We start from the raw sequence: 6,185 nt of genomic DNA, 5'->3' as shown, positions 1-6,185 counted from the left end.
TGACAACATCGCGGCACCCCCGTCCAAACCATGGAGTGCCGCAATACGAATCACACAGACTCCCGATTCTGGAATCCCCGCGGCGGACCCGAGTCAATCCGTCGCACCAGATATGTGCATGCCCTAGTGCGTCCGCAGGGCGGCGTGGACCCGAGGACTGCCATAGCGCTGGCCGCTCTCGCGATGGACCTGCCAGATCTCCGCCAGCAACGCAGCATCGGAGGTTGCGCGGGTGCTCACCGGACGCGCGCCCAAGCGTAATAGCCGGCCGGCGACACCTCGAGGACGGCACACATCAGCCGTACCGTCGCGATGGTCCTCGATGAAGCGGGAGGTCATGTCCGAGTTCCAGCAAAGATCGCGATCGACTCCCTAAGAAACAGCCGGATTGGCGTCCTCTGGAATGGTCTGTAACACGAAGCCCAGTGATTTGGCTCTGCGTTGTAGGTTGGCGAGGACGCGGCTGCGATATTGTTGCTCATAATGGGCGGCACCCGGATATTTGTAGCTCATGCCATGCCGGAGTGTGTTGTGGACCAAAACCGCAATCTTGCGGGCGGTCGCCGTTACGGCTTTGGACTTGCCCGCTCGGGAGGCTAGCCGACGCATAGAATGCGCCGAGCGCTGTGTTCAAATGCCAGTGATGGACCCAAGCCGTGGATCTCAATCAGATCGACGCCGAGCACGCCCTACAGCGCAGTCCTGACATCGAAGGTAGGCGCATTGACCTGTTTGGTCTTGATGCGTGGCCTTTGCGCCTTTTTTGTTCAGTGCCGCGATCAGGACCTCGAGCTTGCGGTCACAGTCCAGTATCTTGGCCCGGTAGACGTCGTAAAGTTCCAGCGATTGGGTCACGCGAAGACATTTTCGTGCCAGTCGTTGCCCACCAGTGCCGCACGGATCGTCGCGATGGATGAATGGCATCGCACGTCCCGATAGGTTGCCAAGACGTCAGGATTCCGCTCGCCTGCAACAATGACTCGGATCACCCCGGGCACGTTCTTGGCGTGCCGCGCGTTGACCAGGATCACCTCAGACCCGCGCTGCTCCAGGATCTCGTAAACCGGGATCCAATAGACCCCAGTGGATTCCGTCGCGATACTCGTCACGCCGCAGGCTCCGAACTAGCTCGGCAGCTGATGCAAGTCTTGCGTAAATGTACCGAAAGAGCGCACCGGCGCGTCGGTGCAAGCTGGGTTCACCGCAGCCATGTGCATCTTTGATCCAATGTCGATGGCGGCGGCCCCGAGGTTGACCAGCTTCAGTTCCGGTCGGCCGCCGCTCGTCTTCTTGAGCGCTGGGCGATGCCAATCGTCATATTCTTAATCGGGATCGCCGCCAGGCGGCGGCACCGCTCTCAAGTTCGCAAGCACCCATGGACCATGTTTTTTAACGGGGATTGTGCCTCCAATAATCGAGCGGCCGCTACCCTCCCGGCCGCCGAGCATGGCACAAGGCTGTTTCTACGCTGCGCACAGGCGCGCCACGGTGCGGGACAGTTTTTTAAATGTCGCGCTCCATCCGCAGTCGTTCGTTTTCCTGACGCAGCCGGGCGATCTCCGAAGCCTGGTCCGCCGGCATCGGTGTCGCCTGCGTGGTGGGCGCCTCGCCGCCGATGCCGGCTCCTGCCGGAGCTTATCCACCCAGCGCCGCAGCACCGAGTCGCGCAGACCGAGCTCCTTGGCGACCGCCCCGATCGATTGACCACTCGATACCGCCAGTTCAACGGCATGGCGCTTGTGGTCCTCTGTGAACGACCAAGAAGCTTGGCTTCACGAACGCGTCGTGGATGGCGAGTGCGGTCGCCCCAAACTCATTCCACAGCCAGCCCAGTGAACGAATTATCAAGGTCGCCGTGAATCTGAGCGATTGTTCATTTGCGCTTGTTGCCGGCGGCACCTGTTGTCTACATAGGTTCACTCAATTTGACATCCGGCGGGTGTCTTGGTCCGATCGATGACTCTCCGGAGGGTTTGACCGTCGTGCCAGGCATTGCGATGGCTTGCAGCAATACCCGAGATAGGCGCCCACGGATTGGGAATGCAGGAATTGCCTGGGATCGTCCACAGTCGATCGGAAGGTCAACGCCGAGACCGGGCCGATCCCCGGCATCGTCATCAAGAGCCGACAAGCCGGGTCACTGCGCACGACCTTCAGAACCAGACGATGCAGTCGGGTGTACTCCCGCTCTCGACGAACACGTTTGTCGCGCCAGGCACCCCGACCGTCCATGCTGATGGCGATACCATGACTGGCGAGCACGCCGGTGAACGCGGCGCCCGTGAACTGCGAGCCTTGGTCGGTGACCTTGCCCCTCGGGCCTAATCCCGTTTGAAGTTCGTTCTGGCCCACGACAAAGACCAGAGCATGAAGCGCAGCCGCTTTTCGGAAGAGATGGAGTATTCGGTCCCGATCGCCTGACCTATTTGCCGCGCGGCACGTTTTGACTGACGATCATGGACCAACTGCATCCGAAGGAGAAAAGTCATGATCTACGTCGGCCTCGATGTTTCGCTGAATTCCGATGCGGTATGTGCGGTGGATGGGACCGGAGAGCTTATCCGGGAGGGAACGACGTTCGCGGACGCGCCATCGATTGTGCAGTACCTCGAACCATGGGCTGGTCAAGTTGAACGGGTGGGCCTGGAGGCAGGACCGACGTCAGAATGACTGACCGCAAATCTAATCGAACTGGGGCTGCCGGCCGTCAGTATGGAAGCCCGCCAGGTCAAAGCGGCACTTTCGGCCATGCCGGTGAAGACCGATCGCAACGACGCCCGCGGGATCGCGCAGGTGGTGAGAACGGGTTGGTTCAAGCCTGTTCACGTCAAGAGCATCGGCAGCCAAAGGGCGCGGACGCTGGCGGCTGCTCGCAAGCATATCATCCGCTCCATCGCTGCCGCAGAGCAAGTCATCCGCGGACTTCTGCGTCCGCTCGGTCTCAAAGTCGGAATCGTCTCAGTCTATCTGCGCGCCTACCACACCGTGTCCGACGCCCGCGCCTCGATCGGCCGATACCTCGACTTTTACAATGGCCGGCGTCCCCAGTCGAGCCTTGACGCGGCACTTCGGATCAAGCTTACTTCAACCAGCTGCCGTTCCGCGCGGCAGCCTAACTCTGGCAAAAGCTCCACTTATCGACGCGGAATTGCTGTTCAGACAACCGAGACCTACTCTCGGACCCGCCTCACGCAAAACTCTTCAAACGGTCCACTCGCTCTGAGCACGAAAGTCAATACCTCGAACGGGTCATAGTGGAGTTGCTCGCGCACCAGCCAGGAGACCCAGCGGCATCTTTACGAGTTGCGTCGCGGATCTTCACGACCACCGAGCCGCCATCATGTACGCCGACAGCCCATCCCGCGCACTCCGATCGGATAGATCCCCACCGCTGCGCGCACCAGCGCATCATCAATCTCGATGTCGATTGTAATCCTGCATTGCCACTTTCGCGCAGATCCAACGTGCGCAGCTCCAACATCACCGGAACGAAGATCGCCGCCCCTCCTCCGGCAAGCTCAGCAGACCGGCACTCGCGCCTTGCGACCAGCAAACAGGTGTTGCGGTGGGAGGTCGAGCCTGCGCCCCGCCTCAACGCGCCTATGGTCGGCGCATTTGAGTCCGTCTGACCGTTGACCGCAGAGCCCCACCGCCGCTGCCGCCTCGCTCCAACTGGTTATCCACCCGGCTCTGAGCCGTCAACTATATAGTCAAGCATATTGGGACCCTCACTATATACGACAGAATCATCTCACGCCGAGCAAGGTGGGTGAGATACGCCACGTATTGATGGGGCGTCAATTCGCGCTCTCCTTCAGGACCAGCACTCATGCCATCGGTCACACGAATGCCGGTGCACATGAACGCAACCGACCTTTATCTAAAGTGCTGCCGCAATCATTTTTCGGCCCTCTATACATAAGCCCTCGATAAAACGCGTCTTTACGGGCTTGCCTTGTGTGCTAGGCGACGAGGCGCTCCCCGGTCAAGACGGTAGTGCACCGACACATCTCACCAAGCCCCCGCGCGATTTTGCTGCACCGTCAACCGTCCGTGATGCCCGCCATGCGGCAGCCTTCGAAGACTTTACACGCCAGCCGTATTCGATAATCCCGAAGTTCCTTCAAATGGACGACAGCTCTCCGCCTCTTCGCGAGTGCCCACTTCCATCCCAACGTCGGCCCGCCGTGTTGTCCAACATGGCGTCCGCCATTAGCGCTCAGCCGCATGGCCTCGGAGACGTCCGTCGGACTACTTGGCCTTCCTTAGATGCTTGCGGCATATCGCTGCTCCTAAGTCGCTAACGTAGTGAGCAGGGCTTTGTGCCAGCAACGATCACGAAGGAAATACCACTGCGCTTCCGTCGTACCCATTGACTAACTTGATTAACTCCTCACCTGGCGTCCAGAAAAGCCAATCGTCGTCCACAATGTTTTCGTTTACCAATCGCAATATCGAACCACCTGGTTCGCAACGCGTTATGTCGTAGACACGCTTCTCGACAGACCACGTTCCCGCAAGACCACACATGAAATCAGGAGCCCACATGGCAAAGGAGACACCGCGCATTATCCCTTCCATGATCTTGGGCATACCCTGCCTCCTAAAGTCTCCGCGCACCCAAATGTCCCCGCGAAAGACCACCCTTCCAGTGATCTGGCGCGCAATCGGCGCTTTGCAAATGCAACAATCATCAGGATGTGCATGTTTGCTCGGATCAGCGTAGAAAAATCTCAGAGATTCAAGATGTTCCTTTAGATTGCTGCTCGATAGGTCATACAGTCGAGCAGCCTCCACGAGGACGACGTCGTTGTTCTTGTCAACCCCCACGATCCAATATCCCTCGCCTGCTTTGATGGGTGATGTGTCAGGCCGAAAAATCGGATATGTCCTGCCTTTTGTCGGAGTGCGCTCCGTGATCGCGACATACTCATGAAAATCGAAGCCGATCGAGATCTTAACGCCCTTTCGAATGGCGGCGCGGTCATACACTTGGAGAAAGCGAGATGCTTGCAACTGATCCACTATGCACTTCATTGTTGCCCGGCCTCCTATGCCGACGAACCGAGCCGTGGCGTTCCGGCTCGCTATTCGAGTTTGTACTACATCATCAAATCACTAGAGACGACCGAATCTGGTAGGAACATCGGAGGCGAAAGGTCGCTCTTTCGCCGGTCCGCCGGACCAGCTAAAACCTGTCCGACGTCTCTCGCGAAGTGAGCCAAAGCTGGAGCGGTCATCTCGCGGCCAGATCACAGCCCATCCTGCGCACGCCGATCGAGCCAGCACTGATTTCGACTCGCTGACGTGTCCCGACATGATCGAAGAAGATCCGACCGCAAAGCCATCCTGAGACACCATGAGTGGAACACCTCAGAGCATTCAAGAGACGGTAGCGGCAGAGGATTCAGTCGAGAGCGCGATGCAATTCCTGCTTGCGGCGGCGGTGAGAGTCAGCGGTCAACTTACCTGACGGCGAGATGCATTCTGGTGCTACTGAGATCGAATTGCTTATTTCGTCGGCACGCTCACCTCTACCAGAGTTTCGGCCAAAGCTTGCTCGAACACTTCAAGACCTTCATCCACCGTCTCACGGTGGATCGTGAGTGCGGGCAAGAATTTCACGACCTGGTCGACGGGCCCGCATCGCTCGGCGTGGGGATGGTCGAGTTCGTATGATCTGTCGTAGCGTCCGCCTCCAGGCGGGTGACTACGCCGAAGAGCCGACCATTCAACCGAATCCCATCGTGTCGCGGCTTTGCCGACCACGAACAGAAGCAAGGTACCCGCGGCACGCGCTTTTAAGGGATTGACAGAAGCAGACCGAATACAGAAGCAGATTATCGCGATATTGAAGGAGCATGAGGCCGGCGTGTCGGTGGCCGATCTGTGCCGCAAGCATGGCGTCAACGACGCCAGCAGCTAGAAATGGAACGCCAAGTTCGGGGGCTGAAGGTCTCGGAAGCCAAGCGGCTGAAGACTCTGGAGGATGAGAACACGCGGCTGAAACGGTTGCCGGCCGACGCTATGCTGGACAACGCGGCCTTGAAGGACCTCGTGAGAAAGAATGTATGGTCCGCACCGTCCGTGCAAGGGTCGTAACAGCGAAAATGACGCTTCCAGTTGCATAAATGTATCCGGCCTCTCGCGAGCGGACTGCTGTTGCAGCCAGGCCATGATGAGAT

The 6,185-nt window shown here is 58.7% G+C and carries 3 protein-coding genes and 5 pseudogenes; 3 read left to right on the top strand and 5 right to left on the bottom strand.

Features of this window, described 5'->3' with window-relative positions:
- Nucleotides 1–851: 851 nt before the first annotated feature.
- The 4 genes and pseudogenes from ACTEK7_RS36570 to ACTEK7_RS36555 all read right to left on the bottom strand — a co-directional run.
- The gene (locus tag ACTEK7_RS36570) at nt 852–1,109 is read right to left on the bottom strand and encodes a hypothetical protein (RefSeq protein ID WP_225131463.1); all 258 of its coding nucleotides are present in this window, start codon (nt 1,107–1,109) and stop codon (nt 852–854) included.
- A 354-nt stretch (nt 1,110–1,463) separates the two neighbouring features.
- A pseudogene (locus tag ACTEK7_RS36565) lies at nt 1,464–1,745 on the bottom strand (transposase); the annotation flags it as partial.
- Between the two features lie 175 nt (nt 1,746–1,920).
- A pseudogene (locus ACTEK7_RS36560) lies at nt 1,921–2,157 on the bottom strand (transposase); the annotation flags it as partial.
- 32 nt (nt 2,158–2,189) lie between these two features.
- Nucleotides 2,190–2,304, bottom strand: a pseudogene (locus ACTEK7_RS36555) (IS3 family transposase); the annotation flags it as partial.
- 183 nt (nt 2,305–2,487) lie between these two features.
- Between ACTEK7_RS36555 and ACTEK7_RS36550 the strand changes: the two are divergent.
- Nucleotides 2,488–2,670 carry a hypothetical protein gene (locus ACTEK7_RS36550; RefSeq protein ID WP_225131453.1) on the top strand — a complete coding sequence of 61 codons (183 nt, stop codon included), beginning with the start codon at nt 2,488–2,490 and terminating at the stop codon, nt 2,668–2,670.
- A gap of 291 nt (nt 2,671–2,961) precedes the next feature.
- Nucleotides 2,962–3,116, top strand: a pseudogene (locus ACTEK7_RS36545) (IS3 family transposase); the annotation flags it as partial.
- A 1,219-nt stretch (nt 3,117–4,335) separates the two neighbouring features.
- Here the strand turns inward: ACTEK7_RS36545 and ACTEK7_RS36540 are convergent.
- On the bottom strand, nt 4,336–5,025 hold the full coding sequence (locus ACTEK7_RS36540; RefSeq protein WP_225131455.1) for a hypothetical protein: 690 nt from the start codon (nt 5,023–5,025) through the stop codon (nt 4,336–4,338).
- Between the two features lie 784 nt (nt 5,026–5,809).
- Here ACTEK7_RS36540 and ACTEK7_RS36535 point away from each other — a divergent pair.
- A pseudogene (locus tag ACTEK7_RS36535) lies at nt 5,810–6,072 on the top strand (transposase); the annotation flags it as partial.
- Nucleotides 6,073–6,185: the final 113 nt, after the last annotated feature.

The organism is Bradyrhizobium sp. JHI2711, from assembly GCF_056156565.1.
This window is presented reverse-complemented; position numbering and strand designations above follow the sequence as displayed.

Coding starts and splice junctions, on each gene's coding strand:
- ACTEK7_RS36550 (WP_225131453.1), top strand. CDS start 2,488: ATGATCTACGTCGGCCTCGATGTTTCGCTGAATTCCGATGCGGTATGT.